The sequence below is a fragment of the Candidatus Margulisiibacteriota bacterium genome, assembly GCA_028715625.1.
Classification (GTDB): Bacteria; Margulisbacteria; Riflemargulisbacteria; order GWF2-35-9; family GWF2-35-9; genus JAQURL01.
On record JAQURL010000058.1, the window covers coordinates 1 to 16,021 of the forward strand.

Here is a 16,021-nt window from a genome sequence, read left to right on the forward strand (position 1 = left end):
ATCTCCCGGTTTGCTATTCTATGGTAAAAGTATATATATTTATTGATGATGACAAATATCCAATATACTTTTTGATGTTGACTTCAGTCTCCTTTTAATTGGGAAATGGTGTTCATTAATAATGAATATAACGGTTGTATGACGCTATACAGTAGCCTAAATAGAAGCCTAAAAACTGATGGTTATATATCCCCTTTTTGTTTTTTGGTGTGAATTATGCGTTTGACTATAGAAAGAGCTTTTGAAAAATATGAAGCTTCTATGTTGAGACGCGGTTTTTCAGTTAATACCATCAAAAATAAGAAATTATTATACCAATACTTTGCTTTTTGGCTTTCTAAGAATCATCCAGAAGCCTTCCAGGACTTCAAAGCTGTGTCTTGTGAGATAATTGAAGGCTTCTTTGATTTTGTTGTCTCTAATGGCGTTAAATTGAGTACAAGGAAGAATTATGTTTCGAACATCAAGGCATTTTTTAGCTTTTTGTATAAGAATGATTTTATAGCTTCTGACCCTACAAGACGTCTTGAAAACATCCGTGTTCCGAGGATGGAAGTCGTTTACATACCGCATAATGAAATAATGCAGGTTCTTGATACGGATATATTTGAGTTAAGAAAATTTCACCGTTATGATCTTGCAGAAAGGAATTATTTTATAGTCCGTGTGGCTTATGTTACCGGATGGCGTGCATCTGAATCTTTGGCTTGTAACCCCGGGGAAGATATTGACTGGGAAACCGGTGCGATTCATATTCCTAAAGGGAAAGGCGGCAAGGATGGGTATGTCTATATGGATATGGATACATGTAAGGGTCTTAAAAAATGGTATTATTCCAATTATCCGAATGGTAAACGTCTCTGGTATTCTCAGGATAGAAAGGAGTTATCTTATAATGGTTATCTCAGGGTTGTAAAGAAGTATTTCGGCAAGGGTACGCATCGTTTGCGTGCGAGTTTTGCGACACATTTGTTTTCCAGGGATGTGGATATCAAGAACATCCAGGAGCTCATGAGACATGAAAGTATTACCTCGACTGTAAGGTATATTGGAACGGATAAAACAAAGATAAAATCAATCCATAATCAAAAAAATCCTTTTTCCAATTGAAATATACGTTATATAGCAGCCTAAATAGAAGCCTAAAAACTGTTGGGTTTATATATGGTTTTGTTTTTTAGTTTATTACACATGACAAAATTTAAGTCATTTTTATTGTTTAATTTTTTGTTTTCTGTTCCTGTCTTACTTTTCCTTAGCGTTCCTGCTTCTGCTTTTTCTGATAATTTCAATAGCGGTTCGCTTGCTGGATATACAGTTTCTGCGGGCTGTGTCAGTAATTGGACGTTTGCGACTCCCGGAATGGACAGCTCGCAATATCTGACGTGTGCAAAAGCAGCGCCGCTTTTCGGTTCTTCTGAGGTTGGTGGTTTTTCACATACCGTAGAGGCAAATCCTAATTATTTCAGTATTGATATGTACTCTCAACTAAATACTGTTTCTGCTGCTGAATCCAAGTTTTATTTTGAGGACAACGGCTCAAGTTCTCATTATGTATCTCTATATCAAGGCGTTAGTTCGGGATATGGTCAGTTGACGGCACAGAGCGACTTGCCATATTTTAATAGTGTGTCTTTGCCCGTCACAAATACATGGTACTCTATTAAGATTTCGACAAGTGGTAATAGTATTACCGTGAATATATACAATGCGACTTCTTTATTGGTCAGTTCTCAGACTTTTTCTTATTTTCCTGTAATAAATTCATCTCGGGTATCTCTTGGTTGTAAAGCGTATTTCACTAATGGGCAGAGCACTGTTAATTGTAATTTTGATAATTTATATACATCTTCCGGTGCGCTTCCTGGTACAACTAATACGATAAGCTGGGCATCTTCTGAACGCGTTGGAAATGGGGTTGTCCGTTTCGATTGGGCTGTTTCTGATTCTGATTGGACTGCTACTTATTTAGGCTTAAGTTATCAAATGCGGGCTAAAATCTCAAAAGGTTCGACTGAACTTGCTAGTTATGCTTTAAGTAGTCAAACCGGTTTTGATTATTTTGAAGTTACTTCTGATGGCTCTTATGTTGTTACTCTTGAGAAGTGGTGGGATGGATGTTATTTTGGTTGTTCTATATTGGGTTACACTCCAACTGAGCTTGCTACAAGCTCGTTGCGTGTTCTTGCTGAAGGTACTTCCAGTATTGTAATTCCATCCGGTACACTCATGACAGGTGTTCTTAATACAATCCAGGTAAAGTTTGGGTTTACTCCCAATTCTGAGCGTGGTTTGCTCATATATAATTGGGATCGGAATCAGTATGTTTTAGAGTTATACGCGGCTGGTTCTTTACCATGGGGTTCCTGGAGTTGGTCAGCAGCTCCAATATCTGGAAATACTTGGTATAATGTAAGTTTTGTTCCTTCCAGAACTGTAAAATATAAGTTGGTTCTTTATGATTTGAATCATCAGGAAGCTGTTGTTAAATATGTTACTGCTTCAGCGGTTCCAAATTTTCCGACTACGAATTTAACTTCATCTTACTTGATTGTGAATAAAACCACATTGGCTTTTGGGGATTATATTATAGCGGACTATGGTATCGATAAAAACAATTTTAGCATACCTGGAACGCGGGTATATTTAGCTCTTTATAATTTTGATAGATCCTTTGAGACTTCTTCTTTCTTTTTGCCTGATCAGGTGGGAAAAAAGTTTTATCAATTGTCTTCAACTCAACAGACTTGTGGTGTGGATTACGGATGTATGTCACTTCAGGGGGACATATACGGGATTGCTGGTAATAACAGCCTTAGATTGGTTAATAGTTCGGGGAATATTTTAGCTCAAACCAATATTACGATATTGTCAAAGACAGCGGAAGGATATGCTTTAAGTCTGTCAAATTATAATATATGTGTCGGGCAAAAAACAACTGCTATAGTTACTACACCCAATTCCAGTTTTTTGAGTGTTTATAAAGACGGAATAAAATTGAAGTCTTATAATGTAAGTACTGTTGATGGTTTTCCAATTTCTCTGATGTTTAATACGTTTGGTACTTATGAATTGAGGTTGACTTCTTTTGATGGTATCGATAAATTTATTTTGAATGTAAATGTTCCTGTTTGTGTTCCTGGTGGAACTCCGTCGGTAACGGTAACACAGGGAAAGCCTTTGGGGGAAGTTGCTTCATCAATGAGTTCAAACTTATTGAATATAATGGTATTACCTGTATTTTGGGGTATTATTCTATGGGTGCTTGTTGTGTATGCTGTGGCATCTGGCGGAAAGCAGGGAGAGGATAGGTCTCGTCCCATAGAGCTCACGGCTGTGATTTTAGCTGTTCTTGAAGCTATTGCAGGATTATGGGAACCATATACTATGTTTGTGATTGCTATTATAATTATCCTTCTCGGAGTGAAATTTTATCAGGGAAAGAAAATTGTAACCGAGGGTGGATAACATGGTTGAACACAGGATGGTAAAACCATTTGAAGGACTGTTCGTGACTTTGATTTTCATGTTCTCGACCATGTGGGGATTGATATATTATTGGAACCTCGGGACCTCTCAAACTGTTAAAGTGACTGGTCTTGAAGTATCTGAAAAAAGTCCTTCTGATGTAAGCAGCGCGTTTTTTTTGGTCAACTGGATACTTGATGCGGTCAGTTGGATTAGCCCCTTTTTCCTTGTGAAAGGGTTTTTATTTTATGAGATACAGCCAATCTCAGCTAATCTGTATTTGTTTCTTGACTTATTTTTCATTCGTCCTATAAGCTGGATATCGTCTTTATTCACTTTGAATTATGCTATTTCAAAGATACCTACGGAGAGCGAGCAATAATGTTATTTTTGCGTAAGTTTTGTCTTGCCGCCGGGATTGTTCTTTTAATAATTTCTGCTCTTTCGTATTCCGCAAGAGCATATACAATTAATGAGCCTTTGCATGAGCATGAGTTCAACAAGTGGCGGTTGAATATTACATTTGGCTCTGTTGGGGAGAGGAATGCAATCTGGACCAAGATCAACAGTGAGAGAGTTCCGAATATCAAGGATTTTAGCTATCAAAATATTGGTGGTCTTACTTATGTCGTAACTGCAAGCCTGAAAGATTATTCCGTGCGAAATAACAAGATGTGCGGGAACTGTAGCATATGGTATCTGAATGGCTCATGGGAAACGATTGAGGTCTATGATATTCAGAATTCATGCCTGAATTGTGTTGTGAATTACACTGGAAAATATAATAATTCTGACAGGTGGATAAATCTTTCAACTTATACGGATTTGCCTCACTGGAATGAATCCAATACCGTTGTATGGGTTAATCTTACTGGAAACGAAAGTCAAATTGGCAAAGCTGTAAATTCTTCTAATTCGTATTCAAGTGCGAGTAATGGCACGAATACGTTTCTGTTTTATGATGATTTCAACAGGGCAGATGGCGCATTGGGAAATGGATGGGCGACTATTTCAGGTAGTGCTTTAATATCAGGAAATAGAGCGTTGTTGGCGGATACGTCTGTTGATGGGGCGGTATATAATCCAGCAACAGGGGCTGTAAATTCTATTGTTCTTGCATCTGATTTCCAATTGATTTCAGCCAGTGAGCCTTATGGTGGTGTGTTACTGAGGTCAACAGGCGCGGGCAATTGGATTAATTATGGGTATGGTTGGGTTATATACAACAATGCAAATTTGTATGTATATGATGGTGGCTCTCAGGTAACATCTGCTGTTCCTTTTGTGTTCACGCTTGATACTTGGTATAATCAAGAAATTCGGGTTGCGTCAGATAATTCGATGGAAGTGAGGATCTGGCAAAAAGGTACATCGCGTCCTTCTTCTGCAACGATATCGAAATCTGCTTTTACGCCGTCAGCCAGTGATGGAACTGGTATAAGAATGATTGGCGCAGGGAACATCAATGTCAATCATGCATATTTTGACGATTTCCGTGTCCGCAAATACGTTTCGCCAGAGCCTGTTGTTGTTTATAATTCTTCTTTGACTTTTCTTGGTCCTGGTAGTTTTGTGCTTTCAGGGACTGTGAAAAACCAGCTTGGATTGCCTGTTTCTGCTTTGATATATGAAACAGGCAACGTGTCAAATTATACTATGAGTTCTGCAATGACTGGGTCTTACAGCATAGGTCCTTATCTGAATCAGTCAACTCACAATTTTACTGTTGTTTCTTACGGTTATTCGAACTATACTTTTATAAAGTTCTTTAATAATTCGAATGCGGTTAACATTACTTTGTTGTACGATGGTGTTTCAAAAAAGAACTATGAGGTAGATAACATACAGGTAGAAGAGTTACTCTTTTTATTTTTAGTTTTTGGTTTGGTTGCATGGATGAGGTCGAAAAAATGAATGACTCTCTAATTAGCTTAATGGTAGTTTTTATTGTATTGGTGTTAGTCTATGACGTGCGGAATGTCTATATAATGCTGTTTCTCAGTATTATCATAGGTTCAATTGTTCCAAATATTGATTATTTTTTTGTGTTGCCACCCGGATTAATCAATTGGATGCAATTTGTCTTTTTGATACTGGCATTTTTTGGGGCGGCAAAGACTGCTATGCTGGCAATTAAAGCAGGCAGGAAACCGAAGGCGCTTATTACGGAGGATATAGTATGAGTCTTGATATAGCGCCGATACCGGATTATTTCTTGCGAAATAATCAAGTAATTTCTTTAAACGATATAATGGACTCCCTGGGTATGCAGTATATAGATATGACATTCAGGTTTAGCCTTCTTTTCTTGGGGCTTGAACTGATGGCAATCTGGATGTGCCAGGACAGTGCTTTTGACAGGCTGCCTCTCTGGTCCGATATGCAAGGAAAAGGTAAAAGAATAATGAAGCTGAAACTTTTCAAGACCGTTACTTATATCTGTGCTATTCCTGCGTTCTTTTTGCCTTTAATTGTTGTTTTGTATAAATATGGAGTGAGAATATGAGTTTTGCAACATTTTTCATGGCTCATTATGAAGGCATATTCATAGTGATAGCTGTTATTTGCATTGTAGTTATTGTTTTTAACCGTCTCGGGGTTTATCGATTGTGGAAAGAATCTGGATTTTCTGTATTCATTTTCCATCCGTGGCTTGGCAGGGCGTATGCAGCTCTCAGGGTTAAAGCGCAAAGACTGAAAGCAAAAGAAGGAAGAGATTATTCGGGTATCGAGCTTTCACTTGGGGAAATTGCTAAAATTGAAAAGTTGGGTCTTACTGGACCCGAGAGAGAAATTGCTCTTTCTGATGCTCTGGATAAAAAGAAAAGAGAGGCTTTCAGGGAGTTCTTGATGGATCTTCCTGAATACTGTATTTCTGATGGATATATGGCAGGATTCATCAGGAAAATGTTTAATCGCGGCGGCGCTGGGTTTCGTCAGGTAGTTTTGCATAATCAGAATGAAGTTTATGATACTACTTTGTGGGCGCGTAAAGTGGGGGATTATCTGGTGCATGACGGTGGTATGTATCTCTGGCCTTGGAAGAACTCAAAAAATATAGTGCATTGGGATGTGGATTATTGCATACCCCTTGAGGATTTTCATAAAGGCGCTCAGTGGGAAAATCCACGAATGCAAGCCAGGACATTCTGGTCTATTGTTTCAAAGGTTGCTGCAGGAAGAAAAACGGAGCCTAAACCTGATACTACGAACTTTTGGATTATTGTCGGGTTTGTAGCTGTGATAGTTGTGATTGCAGTCGTTTCTTATTTGCAGCATAAAGATACTACTTTCATTCTAAATTATCTTTATGCTCTGAATCAGTCTAAATCTGGTGAGATAGTAATTATCGGAGGGACATAAATGCCTGATAAGATGGATGAGATTTTAGACTTGCTGAGAGTTCAGAAGTCAGAAGTGGATCGTCTCGTAAAAATCGAAAAGGCGCGAGAAATAGAAGGTGATCTCGGATTAGAGTCCGGTAACCAGGATGATTCACAGATGTTTTCAGTCCGTACCGGAGTCCGGGATATTACTGGGGAATACGAAGGTGTGCTTACGAAAACACGGTTTTCAAGCTTTGAAGACGTTGAAAAGATGGTTGAGCCTTTTGTTCAGAAATTTTACAAATCTCTTTCTATCCAGCATTACTACGGTCCTTGTTCTGTTTTTGTTTCCTTACAATATTTACAGGACAATGAAGGGCGTTATCCAGAGGAACTTGAAGGTTATGAAGTTTACCCGGAACTTTTTGAATTCCGTGGTAAAACAGGATATGAGATTTTTCCGGATATTGACGGAGTAAGGACCAGGTCTATCCTGACTGCACGGCTGGCAGCGGAAGGCGGGAAGTCGAGAGTTGAGGAAATTCATAGTAAAGGCGGTCAGGTTCATGGTATGTCTCATCTTGAGAATCATGTGAGACCGCCAGACCTTGAATTCACAGGATATGAAAAGAAAAAACTTGTTGAAAAACCGACAAAGATTAAGGCAGTGGTAGATGCTGTAACAGAGGATGTATGAGTTTTACTGATCAGGATCGTAATTCCGTCAGAGGAGGTTGAATACAAAATGCCTGAAGTGCCATGGAAATATATGACGAATAGACAGCGTGACCACTACAACAAGAAAGGGGAAGGTCACAAGAACAGGAAGGGTAACTCATGGGACACTAGAGGAGCGCCATAAATGGCTCTTCGGATAATAACCGGGACCTTGAACAATGCCAGTGATCCGTTCGGTCTGATGGAAGAGCTACAGCAGAGCTCTGCATTAGATCGCTGGTATTGGACTTTTTCAGGTTGGAAAAGCAGGCCTGTTTGTAAGCTTGGTCTTGGTATTATTCGCAACGGGGAATTCGGGATAATACAGCCTACAAGTGTAGGAAAGACAGTCGTCGGGGTTACTCTTCTTTTCTTGACACATATAAGAGGCGGTCAGATTGCAGGAAACCTAAAACTAAAATGGACTGATAATATTCTTACGTCTATGGGGAGCCTTAATAAAATGCAGAAAACACATTGTCTTGTTGACGATCTTAGAAAGACAATCAAAAACTGGAAAGATAAAACTGCATCCCTGGCATCCGAGGTTGCTAATGAAGGCGGAAAAAAAGAGAATCAGATTGACATAACAAGTCAGAGAATCATAAACATGGTTCCTCCGGATCTTGTGAATCTCTGTGATGAAATCTTTGTTCCCTGGATATTATGGACTGATTTGACAAGGGATAACCCTAGGGGAAATAGCAAAGGTGTACCTGTGAAAATTGCAATATTACAGTTTACCGGGGGAAATGAGTTTGTGGGGATTTATAAAGTCATTAATTATAATAATCCGACTGGACAAGAAATTCTTTCGGGTTTTGACACTCTTCAAATTGCAAATGCATTGACTGGGGGGGAGGTGAGAAAATGAGAATTGTGACAACTATAAAAATATGGCTGGTGGCACTCTGGAATGCTTTCACAGAAATGACAGCTAAGTTTTCCGGAGTGTATGAGCAGGCCCGTCTTTTTTTCCTTGCAAATCTGTATTCTGCAGGTGTAAAGAGGATGATAGGTGATCAGTCTGCTATGGCTTCAATGTCAATCGCGGAAGAGTTCATAGAACTCGGTATCGGCGCGGTTGTAGCAGGGACTTTTGAGTTTTACGGCATCGGAATGATGATTAACTATTCATTCCCTCCGGGAACAAGCCCAATAGTGACAACTTTGGCTACTGTTTTCCTGGGACTGATGTTCGTCATTGCTGATGTACTTATAATCGTGAAATACGTGAAGATGCAAAAGTCAACCGGCAGATACAGGTAAGAAGAACAAAGGAGTGCGCACTCCTTTTTTTTTCAAATTTTTGAGATTATCCCTTTGATTTTGGCTTCTTGTTTTTCGGCAAGGATTTTAGCAGTATCTAAGTCTGTTGATGTACTGACTGTCACAACAATTGTGTTTTGTTTGAAAATTATCATAGTTCCTTCTGTAGTCTGGAAGATTTTTCCTGAATCTCCGAGGCTTATTTTTTCTGTTGGGGTTGCATTAAATCCAGGGAATGGCATTTCATAGAGTTGGTATGTAGAGGTTGTATTTGGCATGACAAATACTCCTATTGATGCATATGGCGGTTTTTTATAGTAGGTGTTTTGTTTCTCATAAGCTCTTACAGAATAAATATTATTGTTTTGGTTTGCTTTCTGGATCCAATCCGGTCCGAGAACTTCTTTTGTTTCTGTTTCACTGAGTATTATCTTTTCTGAATCCAGCCTGCTTGTATCTATGTTCTTTGTTGTTTTAAAGAAATTCGAGGTAGTTTCAGGTGTATTTTGTCCTGAATTTTGTGGTGTTACGTTGATGTTGATACAACCTGTTATCAGTATCAGTAAGATTGAAATTAATAGAAATTTGCTATTTTTTGACATCAATTTCATCCTTTTTTTATTTTCATTCAAGATTTCCATTTTTCCAGAAAAATTTTTGATTAAGTTTTCGTTCATATTGTTCTAAAAAAGACATCCAGAGATTACAGAATCTTATTTTATTGAGAGGAATGCAAAATACTCTTTTAGGATTCGTAGGCATTCCTTCGAGCCCTATTACTATGAAAGTGGGTATATTATGATAATATGCAAAAGATTGATAATGCGACATATGTTTACGATCAGTCCAATGTAATTTATTGTTTAGAGGTGTATTTGAATTGAACTTACACTCTACACAAAATTTTTCTTTTGTTAGAATATATTCAATAACAAGGTCAGGGTCTTTTGTTATCGAGCGGTCTATTATTCTAAAAAAATTTTTATCAAAAAGGTTTTCAGTGTGTTCTTGGAAATAATTACCTGCTATGGTTGTATTAGTATTCCACATATTACTTTCACTCTGCTTACCTATCTTATTTAATATCTTATTTTAAATTAGGCGCGGTCTGGAGTGGTGCAAAAGGATTTTAAAAAAACCCAGTTGTGCTCCGTTTAAGAAACCTGTTATCAGCAAGTTTCACCGCGCCCATTTTTGATATGGGTTAATATTATTTAAAGATTGTTCAAAGTCTTTGCTCAATGAGTAAAGTATATATGGGATTATGAGCATTATAGAATTGTCGTTTTATCAGAGCGACATAAAATAACAGGTGCGAAAGGTATGAGTGAAATAGATTGCGAACCTAAAAAATATGAGGCTACAAAGGCTCGGCTTATTTTAGGGGATAAAGCCCGTGCTAAGAAGTTTTGTGAAGAGTTGAATGGGATAGTCAAAAAGCGTGATGGTTTTCTTAGACAGGGAATCAATAGGTCAAATATCTCTGATGCTATACATGCTGCGTTTGACTGTCTTGAAAGGCACGGGTTGCAATCTATACCTGTTCAGAAACGCTTGGATGAGGTGGAATGATGGTCGCAGAGTATCATTTAGAGAGAGTCAAGAGAACAGGTCAAATGAAGGTACGCATACCAAAATTCACTCGTGATTCTCTTTTTGATGGAGTTGAACGTATAGTGCTTGAGCATGACAGGGATGAACAGGGGAAGTTCCTTAAAGTCCGTCCGGTGGTGGCATAATGCCTGAGTGCCCTGTTTCTAAACGGCTTGATATTGTGGGTCAGTGCGGCGATTATTCTGAGTGTGAATTGTGTGATACTTTGCCGCGCTCTATTCCGGTTAGTCAAGTTCCAAAAGAGAACCTGTATAAGGGTGTGTGTATGGACGATTTTGTTGACCTGGATATTGCTCATTATTTGAGGTCGCATAAATGACCCCTGCCGAAATTTCAAATTACATCAATTCAAGGCGCAGGACTGCGAGCGAGCTTGAAATGATAGCCAGAGATGCAGAAAATGCCCGGGCGCGTGCAGTGAGCAGGGAACTTGAACGAAATTTCAGTCTGGCTGTGAGGGTAAGAGCTAGGAATGCTTAGAGGAAGGGAAAATAATGGCAGATAAATGTGATAGAGTTGAAAAATATCCAAATGGTATGATTGTGTCCGTAGAGCGAGCTATCAAGAGTGGGGACTTTCAGATTGCTCAGTACGCATGTAAGGGGTGTAGGCTTGGATGTTCTATTCGTGAAGAGGATGAATATTAATGTGTCTTGAATCCTGTCACGAATGTCAGGAACTATGCTGGGAAGTCAAAGTAAAAACCACGCTTCCAAGTTATCAAACAAGGTTTTTATTAGTAGAGAATGAAAAAGAGCCTTCTATCTCTCTTCCTATTCAAGATTTACCTGTGCCAGCAGATTTGGCTGTACCTTCTGTTTCTGCTGGCGCTCCTTTTCATTATGAAAAGCCCTGGTATGCGGTAGGGGATTGAAATGGAATCTGTTTTAACACAAAAAACAAAGTTTTCAGGTGGGAATAATTATTTATTTTATAATGTTGGAGTAAGGGAAGGAAAAGTAATTTATAAAGTAAATCCTAAATTTTTAAGGTTTTTTAGAGGGGATTGAAATGGACTTTGTTTTTCTTGAATCTGAAGATATTCAGGCATTTGCTAAGGATGGGGAAGTTTTTATCAATCTGACTGCTATGAAATACGACGTGCAGCTATATAATGACAAAAATGGAAAAAGCTTTGATGATACTGATTTGTTCTTTTTGTGTGCAGATCTGAAAGGTTTAGAAATTCATGAAATGGGGCATATTTTCAATCCTGATCCTAAAATCTGTACAGAAGAGTCACATCATAATATTATTAATCTGTGTATGTGGTGCTATTTTACTCATTTTTATATGGGACGCTATGAACATAATTTTTATAAAAAGTCGACTATAAACTATTATTCAAAACCAAAGATAATTTCATCTGATCAGTCTCTTGAAAATATCATTTATGGTTTCGTACGCAAGGTAACCGATATCGACTTTCGTGGATATCAGATGAATGTCTGCATCCAGCGCGTTCACCTGCAGACAGGAATATCTAAAGAGACTATTTTTAAGGAAGTTATGAAAATGATATCACAAGGGCTTCTCTTCCGCTCTTCTGTTGAGGGTGGAGTATTCCTGCGTCCTCCTTCTGCTGTTACTGCTATTGCCGATGTTTTGAAAAAGAAGGTGTTGACATGAGTAAAAAGAAAGATGTTAAAAAACCAAAAGAATCAAAAAAATTAGATGCTGCTTTTGTAAAAGCGGTAAAGGTAGCTGCAAGCCAGTCAAAAGAGATGGATATCTCCCTGATAGATCTGACTGGCTGGAACCCTCGCGGTGAAGATTCATATAAGGATGAGGCTTTTGGTGAGCTCAAGCAGAGCATGAAGGAAAATGGTTTCTTCAAGCATGAACCTCTTCTGGTCAGAGCTGTAGGTGATCGCTACCAGCTCATAGCTGGCCATAGAAGGCTTAGAGCTGCTCAGGACCTTAATTTTAAGTTCGTGCCTGTGTCTATTCAGTATGTAAATGATCAGGATGCAAAACTCTTGATCTTTCTGGATAATCTACATCGCAAGGATTTCTCTCCTCTGGAAGAAGCTGCAGGAATCAAGCAGGTCCTTGACGATGGCGCCGTAACTCAGACAGAGCTTGCCAAGAAGATGGGAATGAGCCAGGCGTATGTAGCCAATCGTCTCAGGCTGCTTGAGGCTCCGGAAGAATTGAAGGCTATGATTATTTCGCAAGAAATAACTCCGAGTCATGTTAATGTCCTGTTGTCTTTCATTGGATATTCTGTTTTTGAGGATATGATCACTAATTTGAAAGAAGTCCTTTTTGATGGTCCTGTTACAGTGAAGGACCTTGAAGATGATATTGTTTGGGGGACGTTGAGGAGTTCAGAAGCCGCTCTAAACTTAGATGATTTTTCATATGAGATTAAGAAATTTCGGGATTTCTTTGATTTTGGTCTCTGTCCAGACTGTAATGATTTCAGGCAGGTACTAAGCTACAAAGATGAAAAGAACCGGGTGTGTATCAATCAGAATTGTTGGTCCGTAAAGCTTGCTGCAGCACAGAAAGCATATGAGCTCGCTGAAGATAAAAAAGCTCGTAATCTCCTGAATAAAGACAAAGTCGATATTTCTAAAATGAGTTATGGGACCTATATGGTCCTTAAAAATGCAAGCTGGGACCAAACAGCCTGTACTTCATGTGATAAATGCAAGAAGGATAAAGATAAGGAACTGATTTGTCTCGATGTGAAGTGCTTTGACAAAAAGGAAAAAGTTTGGAACACAGAAAAGCAAAGGCTGCTAGAAGTAGCTGAAGAAGTAGCTGAAGAAGAAGCCTGGTTAATTTGTGACCATAAACTGGAATGTCTTGTTGCTATTGATATCAAGGTACTGAGATCGATAGTTTTGAGATTAGCCGAGGGTCCCCTTGCCTCCATAGCTGAAGAAGGTTTGAAATTGTGGGATGGAGCAACAGACGAAGAAGGAAATGTCGATATCTCAAAGATTCCGGATGATGACATTCCCAAAGCATTAATTCGTCTTATTGTTGCAGAGAACTTTGAATGTGGTGATCCGACTGTGGAAGCTATGGATAAGTTCTTGGAAGAATTGGGGGTTTGATGTTCATCAATTCAGATGATGGGATGAAAGGAGGTGAATAGAATGGAAAAATCACAGCCAAGGCCAAGGCCTAATATAGATAATACAAAGCCGGGTGGTCCTTTAGGAGCTGAGCCAAAGAAAGATCCTTCTTTCTCGGTAGATGGTATTTTCGTTGTCCTTGGGACAGAAACACCAGGAAAGAATGGCGGTGCTTCTTATGAAGCCCAGGTTGGCTTTAAGATAGACAATTCGGGAGATCCAAAAAAGGACTGGGTAAGGTTCTCGTATGTCACGTTCCGGAAGATAATAGCCGGGATACAGCAGAATAAGGAACATTTCAATACCCAGCTTGAACTTGAAAAAGCGAAGATATCAGGATTGGAGGCATTTTAACGAATGCCTTCACCTGAACATTTTTATAAAGCTCTGTCGGAAGACAGGTTTGATGTAGAAAGAATTTGTCTGGATAAGGTTTTTCTTGTTGTTTATGATCGTAAGTATTGCACTCAAAATCATCCTTTTGATAAGGTCCTGCGTGATCAGTATGTAAATCATGTTTCGCGAAGTAGGGTTAAAGGTGGGCGTTTCGAGGAAGTGTTAAGGCATGAGGAGGGAGATTATTCTTTTTGGGAATTGAGATTAAAAGGGACCCGGACTCTTTTTGTCTATTTCAATCTGATCAGGTATCTTCAGGAAAAGAGAAACATACATGTGCAGCCTTCAATGGTGCTGAAGGATACAAATTTCATGCCCCTTGAATGCACTTTGACTATTGACGATTATGTTAATGCTTTGCAAGAATTTATTGATGCTTCAAAAACTTTGTATGCGAAGCTTGTTAAATCTTATTGGGGTGCGGAGCTCGAAGATATCGGCATTAAGGTTGTGCAACTCGAGATAGCACATGAAGTTTTTCCCTGCTCGGTCGATGATATCGCTTCCCGTCTGGATGTCCAGGGCGTGAATTTTCGGAAATACAATACACAATCAGGGACGTTGTACCTACAGGGAGGGACTGGATTAGATGTGAGGCTTCCTAATGGCTTGAATTGTGAGATATATGCTGAAGATTGTTTTGATACTAGTTACATTAATAAGGTGGATTCCGGGTATTCGGATGAAAAAATGCAAATAAAATTTTATCAGAAATCATTTGGTTTGGTTCGGATAGAGTTTACTATTTCTTGGGACAGCATCCAGTATGTTCTGGATATAGATTCTTATGGGAGAGCAGGGCAGCATTGTGTTATAGAGTGGGTGCATAAGCAGCTGAGAGATCGAGACTATTTCAGGATGGTAAACCGGTTTGACGTTAATTTAGAGGATATTGTTAAGAGAATTGCTATGGCTACTGGAATATCTGAAGAAACAATTTATTCATTGAGAAATACAGATATTTTTGAGAGCTCGAGGGAAACACATAATTTACGGCGTTCATTAATGAAAAAAGGGCTCTTAGATTTTGTTGAGGATGATATTGGTGTTCGGAAAAGAGGGATTTACAAGGTAGCTCCGTGGATAAAATCGACACTGAATTTATACAAACCAAAAGGGACAGAATTGTTCTTGCCAGGTATCTTAGAAAAATTGTAAAATAACCTGCTACCGCGCTAAAGCGTAGTAGCCTTTTTGTTTGGTTCAAACCCGAAGGGCTGCCCGCAGGCAGCGCCGTTGATAGCTCGAGGACCCACACATCTGATTGCTTGATAAAAGAGAATTGTTGTAGCAGCTCGTAAAGGGGCATCTCTGCCCCTGCTAAAATACTGCTATAATAATTACACAACGACTTTTATAAAATAAATAAAATTAGCTTGGATATCTTTTTTACAGGAAAAAAACCACTATGCTAAAACAATACAAACTATTTATATAAAAAACAATGTAATTAATCCAACCCGGAAGGGTTCGGGTCATACAAACGTTCAGACATGAAAAGCCCCCAAGTCCCCCAAGCGCGGTAAAAAACGTCCCGAAGGGTTGTTCCTGCGCCAAGCGCACAAACACTTTGTGTGCAGGGGTGTGGCGCAGCGAAGCGAAGATAGCCCCTGCCATCCTGATAATTCGTCGTGGCTTGCGTAGGCGACGTTTCGCAGTTCGAAATGTCGCCCAACCTCACCAATGCCGGGCAGGTCGCCGAGCGGAGCGAGGCTGGTGCGGAGCCCAGCCCGAAGGGCGACCTGCCGGGCAGAGGGCGCTTAAGCCGGCTGGCGTGAGCGGGACTAGTAGGTTGTTAGGGTGGGTGGTGAGTTTTTCACCACAGCATTACAGCGTATCGAAAAATCAAACTTCGCAAAGTGCAGGATTTATATAAAAGTAGAATCGTTAAGCGTGGAGCTGTCGAAATGCGTTACGTTGATTGTCGAATATTATAAGATTATGTCTTATAAATATGCTGTTTTCATCAATATTAAAACCGCTATCAGCAACCTTTAAACGAAAGGTTTATGTTACATTAATAATGAATATAACGGTTGTATGACGCTATACAGTAGCCTAAATAGAAGCCTAAAAACTGATGGTTATATATCCCCTTTTTGTTTTTTGGTGTGAATTATGCGTTTGACTATAGAAAGAGCT

At 39.2% G+C, this 16,021-nt stretch carries 18 protein-coding genes; 17 read left to right on the forward strand and 1 reads right to left on the reverse strand.

Going from position 1 to position 16,021, the window contains the following annotated elements; translation table 11 throughout:
- Positions 1-216: 216 nt before the first annotated feature.
- From PHV30_09100 to PHV30_09140, 9 genes are all read left to right on the forward strand, one after another.
- Complete coding sequence (locus PHV30_09100; protein MDD5457176.1) at positions 217-1,110, forward strand: tyrosine-type recombinase/integrase; 894 nt, start codon at positions 217-219, stop codon at positions 1,108-1,110.
- Positions 1,111-1,191: 81 nt separating this feature from the next.
- Positions 1,192-3,468 carry a hypothetical protein gene (locus PHV30_09105; protein ID MDD5457177.1) on the forward strand — a complete coding sequence of 759 codons (2,277 nt, stop codon included), beginning with the start codon at positions 1,192-1,194 and terminating at the stop codon, positions 3,466-3,468.
- A 381-nt stretch (positions 3,469-3,849) separates the two neighbouring features.
- Positions 3,850-5,382 carry a hypothetical protein gene (locus PHV30_09110; protein ID MDD5457178.1) on the forward strand — a complete coding sequence of 511 codons (1,533 nt, stop codon included), beginning with the start codon at positions 3,850-3,852 and terminating at the stop codon, positions 5,380-5,382.
- Positions 5,379-5,651, forward strand: a complete 273-nt coding sequence (locus PHV30_09115) for a hypothetical protein (protein ID MDD5457179.1) — start codon at positions 5,379-5,381, stop codon at positions 5,649-5,651. Before PHV30_09110 ends, PHV30_09115 begins: the two co-directional genes overlap by 4 nt.
- Positions 5,648-5,974 carry a hypothetical protein gene (locus tag PHV30_09120; protein MDD5457180.1) on the forward strand — a complete coding sequence of 109 codons (327 nt, stop codon included), beginning with the start codon at positions 5,648-5,650 and terminating at the stop codon, positions 5,972-5,974. Before PHV30_09115 ends, PHV30_09120 begins: the two co-directional genes overlap by 4 nt.
- On the forward strand, positions 5,971-6,831 hold the full coding sequence (locus tag PHV30_09125; protein ID MDD5457181.1) for a hypothetical protein: 861 nt from the start codon (positions 5,971-5,973) through the stop codon (positions 6,829-6,831). The genes PHV30_09120 and PHV30_09125 overlap by 4 nt, the downstream gene beginning before the upstream one ends.
- Positions 6,832-7,491 (forward strand): hypothetical protein, encoded by a 660-nt coding sequence (locus PHV30_09130; GenBank protein ID MDD5457182.1) that lies wholly within the window; start codon positions 6,832-6,834, stop codon positions 7,489-7,491.
- Between the two features lie 165 nt (positions 7,492-7,656).
- Positions 7,657-8,385 carry a hypothetical protein gene (locus PHV30_09135; protein MDD5457183.1) on the forward strand — a complete coding sequence of 243 codons (729 nt, stop codon included), beginning with the start codon at positions 7,657-7,659 and terminating at the stop codon, positions 8,383-8,385.
- The gene (locus PHV30_09140) at positions 8,382-8,780 is read left to right on the forward strand and encodes a hypothetical protein (GenBank protein ID MDD5457184.1); all 399 of its coding nucleotides are present in this window, start codon (positions 8,382-8,384) and stop codon (positions 8,778-8,780) included. Before PHV30_09135 ends, PHV30_09140 begins: the two co-directional genes overlap by 4 nt.
- 32 nt (positions 8,781-8,812) lie before the next feature.
- On the opposite strand, the gene PHV30_09145 is transcribed toward PHV30_09140, so the two are convergent.
- Positions 8,813-9,457, reverse strand: coding sequence for a hypothetical protein (locus PHV30_09145; GenBank protein ID MDD5457185.1), 645 nt, complete (start codon positions 9,455-9,457; stop codon positions 8,813-8,815).
- Positions 9,458-10,103: 646 nt separating this feature from the next.
- On the opposite strand from PHV30_09145, the gene PHV30_09150 reads away from it, so the two are divergent.
- The 8 genes from PHV30_09150 to PHV30_09185 all read left to right on the forward strand — a co-directional run bounded on the left by PHV30_09150 (position 10,104) and on the right by PHV30_09185 (position 15,037).
- On the forward strand, positions 10,104-10,352 hold the full coding sequence (locus PHV30_09150; protein MDD5457186.1) for a hypothetical protein: 249 nt from the start codon (positions 10,104-10,106) through the stop codon (positions 10,350-10,352).
- Positions 10,353-10,396: 44 nt separating this feature from the next.
- On the forward strand, positions 10,397-10,519 hold the full coding sequence (locus tag PHV30_09155) for a hypothetical protein (GenBank protein ID MDD5457187.1): 123 nt from the start codon (positions 10,397-10,399) through the stop codon (positions 10,517-10,519).
- Positions 10,520-11,040: 521 nt separating this feature from the next.
- Positions 11,041-11,268: a hypothetical protein gene (locus PHV30_09160; GenBank protein ID MDD5457188.1), complete on the forward strand. Its 228-nt coding sequence runs from the start codon at positions 11,041-11,043 to the stop codon at positions 11,266-11,268.
- 1 nt (position 11,269) lies between these two features.
- Entirely contained in the window at positions 11,270-11,404 is a 135-nt protein-coding gene (locus PHV30_09165; protein ID MDD5457189.1) for a hypothetical protein, read from the forward strand.
- Position 11,405: 1 nt separating this feature from the next.
- The gene (locus tag PHV30_09170; protein MDD5457190.1) at positions 11,406-12,023 is read left to right on the forward strand and encodes a hypothetical protein; all 618 of its coding nucleotides are present in this window, start codon (positions 11,406-11,408) and stop codon (positions 12,021-12,023) included.
- Positions 12,020-13,462, forward strand: coding sequence for a ParB/RepB/Spo0J family partition protein (locus PHV30_09175; GenBank protein ID MDD5457191.1), 1,443 nt, complete (start codon positions 12,020-12,022; stop codon positions 13,460-13,462). Before PHV30_09170 ends, PHV30_09175 begins: the two co-directional genes overlap by 4 nt.
- 42 nt (positions 13,463-13,504) lie before the next feature.
- On the forward strand, positions 13,505-13,837 hold the full coding sequence (locus PHV30_09180; protein ID MDD5457192.1) for a hypothetical protein: 333 nt from the start codon (positions 13,505-13,507) through the stop codon (positions 13,835-13,837).
- A gap of 201 nt (positions 13,838-14,038) precedes the next feature.
- The gene (locus tag PHV30_09185; protein MDD5457193.1) at positions 14,039-15,037 is read left to right on the forward strand and encodes a hypothetical protein; all 999 of its coding nucleotides are present in this window, start codon (positions 14,039-14,041) and stop codon (positions 15,035-15,037) included.
- The last annotated feature ends 984 nt before the right edge of the window (positions 15,038-16,021 follow it).

Bases quoted from the DNA above. Each gene is read 5' to 3' on its own strand.
- PHV30_09180 (MDD5457192.1), top strand. From the start codon at position 13,505: ATGGAAAAATCACAGCCAAGGCCAAGGCCTAATATAGATAATACAAAG.
- PHV30_09145 (MDD5457185.1), bottom strand. From the start codon at position 9,457: ATGAACGAAAACTTAATCAAAAATTTTTCTGGAAAAATGGAAATCTTG.
- PHV30_09160 (MDD5457188.1), top strand. From the start codon at position 11,041: ATGTGTCTTGAATCCTGTCACGAATGTCAGGAACTATGCTGGGAAGTC.
- PHV30_09155 (MDD5457187.1), top strand. From the start codon at position 10,397: ATGAAGGTACGCATACCAAAATTCACTCGTGATTCTCTTTTTGATGGA.
- PHV30_09120 (MDD5457180.1), top strand. From the start codon at position 5,648: ATGAGTCTTGATATAGCGCCGATACCGGATTATTTCTTGCGAAATAAT.
- PHV30_09115 (MDD5457179.1), top strand. From the start codon at position 5,379: ATGAATGACTCTCTAATTAGCTTAATGGTAGTTTTTATTGTATTGGTG.
- PHV30_09140 (MDD5457184.1), top strand. From the start codon at position 8,382: ATGAGAATTGTGACAACTATAAAAATATGGCTGGTGGCACTCTGGAAT.
- PHV30_09165 (MDD5457189.1), top strand. From the start codon at position 11,270: ATGGAATCTGTTTTAACACAAAAAACAAAGTTTTCAGGTGGGAATAAT.
- PHV30_09170 (MDD5457190.1), top strand. From the start codon at position 11,406: ATGGACTTTGTTTTTCTTGAATCTGAAGATATTCAGGCATTTGCTAAG.
- PHV30_09135 (MDD5457183.1), top strand. From the start codon at position 7,657: ATGGCTCTTCGGATAATAACCGGGACCTTGAACAATGCCAGTGATCCG.
- PHV30_09150 (MDD5457186.1), top strand. From the start codon at position 10,104: ATGAGTGAAATAGATTGCGAACCTAAAAAATATGAGGCTACAAAGGCT.
- PHV30_09175 (MDD5457191.1), top strand. From the start codon at position 12,020: ATGAGTAAAAAGAAAGATGTTAAAAAACCAAAAGAATCAAAAAAATTA.
- PHV30_09125 (MDD5457181.1), top strand. From the start codon at position 5,971: ATGAGTTTTGCAACATTTTTCATGGCTCATTATGAAGGCATATTCATA.
- PHV30_09100 (MDD5457176.1), top strand. From the start codon at position 217: ATGCGTTTGACTATAGAAAGAGCTTTTGAAAAATATGAAGCTTCTATG.
- PHV30_09110 (MDD5457178.1), top strand. From the start codon at position 3,850: ATGTTATTTTTGCGTAAGTTTTGTCTTGCCGCCGGGATTGTTCTTTTA.
- PHV30_09105 (MDD5457177.1), top strand. From the start codon at position 1,192: ATGACAAAATTTAAGTCATTTTTATTGTTTAATTTTTTGTTTTCTGTT.
- PHV30_09130 (MDD5457182.1), top strand. From the start codon at position 6,832: ATGCCTGATAAGATGGATGAGATTTTAGACTTGCTGAGAGTTCAGAAG.